2 protein-coding genes are annotated in these 1778 nt (G+C 47.4%); both read right to left on the bottom strand.

All coding sequences use genetic code 11. The annotated features are described in order from the left end of the window. Nucleotides 1-119 precede the first annotated feature (119 nt). Nucleotides 120-677 carry a VanZ family protein gene (locus C7R93_RS29890; RefSeq protein WP_106842179.1) on the bottom strand — a complete coding sequence of 186 codons (558 nt, stop codon included), beginning with the start codon at nucleotides 675-677 and terminating at the stop codon, nucleotides 120-122. Then, nucleotides 670-1563, bottom strand: a complete 894-nt coding sequence (locus tag C7R93_RS29885; protein ID WP_106842178.1) for a D-alanyl-D-alanine carboxypeptidase family protein — start codon at nucleotides 1561-1563, stop codon at nucleotides 670-672. The genes C7R93_RS29890 and C7R93_RS29885 overlap by 8 nt, the downstream gene beginning before the upstream one ends. Between the last annotated feature and the right edge of the window lie 215 nt (nucleotides 1564-1778).

The raw sequence follows: 1778 nt of genomic DNA, 5'->3' as shown, positions 1-1778 counted from the left end.
AAGTTCCGACTGGGTAGGCGTTGTCAAGGTCTGCGAGCCCTGTGCTTTTTCTTCTTACCGGCTTTTTTGTTCATCAATGCCTTTTTTTAATTGTAATAAAAAAAGCACCACAGGGGTGCCTAAAAAGTAGCCTTCGAAGTTACGGAAAAGATGATCCGTTTTTTCTGTATTACCCAAATGACCAAGTACACGATATATCCGATCATTCCGCCCGCTGTATTTAGGAGCAAATCATCGACATCAAACGTTCCGACGTTCATTACGAGCTGTGTCAGCTCCACACCGAGGCTCAGCATCAGAGACAGCGTGATTACCCTGAACAGTGAACCTGCTTTTTTCGGGAACAAAAGCGGGAGCAAGAAGCCTAATGGCATGAAGGCGATCACGTTTCCTACGAAGTTCACTGCACTGTGCCAGCTATGGTAATAACGAATGCCTTTGACATAGTTTTCGATTTCATGAAACGGCACCAAATTGCTCTGGTAGCGCAACCGCTCCACGATCACAGACGGATCGCTCCAAATGATTTTCCACTGATCCAATAGCAAGCTACTATCCAAACTGCCGAATTTAAGCAGCAATACCTTCACGACGAGAAACAAGTAAAGGGCAAACACTGCGTACCCAGCAATGGCAAACAGCGCTAGAGATCTACCCATTTTTTGTACGTTATCCAATGTCAAACCCTCTCTCCATCAGTTTTTTGGTCTCTGTAAAGCGTACTGCGTCTTCTTCAGCACCCATCACGACGGAAATCAAACGTTTGTCTCCCCGCTTCGCTGTTGCCGTGAAGCAATACCCTGCAGCACTGGTATAACCTGTTTTGAGCCCGTCTAGCCCTGCGACACTCCAATCAGCGTTTCCCCCGTCCAGCATGAGGTTTGTATTGGCTACATTCTCTTTAGTGGAAGCCAGCTCTACGGATGGCTCGACCGTCCATTTGACGATATCGGGGAAGTCGTTAAGCAAGTGGTACGCGAGCATTCCTACATCGCGAGCCGTCATTTCATTTTGGCCATCTCCATTGTCTAATCCGCTCGCATTCACAAACGAGGACGACCTCAGATTCAGCTCGGCTGCCTTCAAATTCATTTGTTCCGCAAATGCTGATGTGCTGCCCGCCAAATATTCGCCGATTGCCACCGCTGCGTTGTTTGCAGAGCCGATCGCCATCGCTTTATACAAGTCTTTTATCGGATAGGCCTCTCCTGCGACAAGATGGACCCGTGCTCCTCCAGCCGCAGCCGCATTCTCAGATATGACGATCTCGTCGGCCCAATCTACTCGCTCTTCCTTAATGGCTTCGAGGAGTATATATTCGGTCAGCATTTTTGACATGCTTGCTACCGGGTAAGGCGTATCCGCATTTTGTGCGTACATGACCTCGCCTGTATGACTATCAATCAGAAGCGCTGCCCGCGCATCGACCTTCTCGTATGTTTTTTCCTGTAGCCTGATAGGTCCTTGGAATTTCCAATCTGCTTCTGCTAATTCTGTATCGCGCAAAAGCGTCAACCCGACGAATATGATCAGCATGAGCACAGCCCATGTCGTTTTCCTCATAAAAAAAGCCCTCCTACTTCTGCAAAAACAAAGGATGTAACCTTCATGCAGTCAGGATAGACTTTTCGATTAAAATTAACGGAAACGAAAGGTAAAGAAAAAGTAAAGCTTTTCTCAAATGCTTGCGATTGTACGCGGTAACCAAACGGTGAAGGTCGTCCATTCGTTTGTGCTTTCGACGGAAATGGTGCCTTGGTGTAGATCGATGATGCTTT

Origin of the sequence: Brevibacillus fortis (assembly GCF_003013395.1) — a bacterium.
In the GTDB taxonomy this organism is placed as follows: domain Bacteria; phylum Bacillota; class Bacilli; order Brevibacillales; family Brevibacillaceae; genus Brevibacillus; species Brevibacillus fortis.
This window is presented reverse-complemented; position numbering and strand designations above follow the sequence as displayed.

Excerpts from the sequence above, each read along its gene's own strand:
- C7R93_RS29885 (WP_106842178.1), bottom strand. The coding sequence starts at position 1,563 with ATGAGGAAAACGACATGGGCTGTGCTCATGCTGATCATATTCGTCGGG.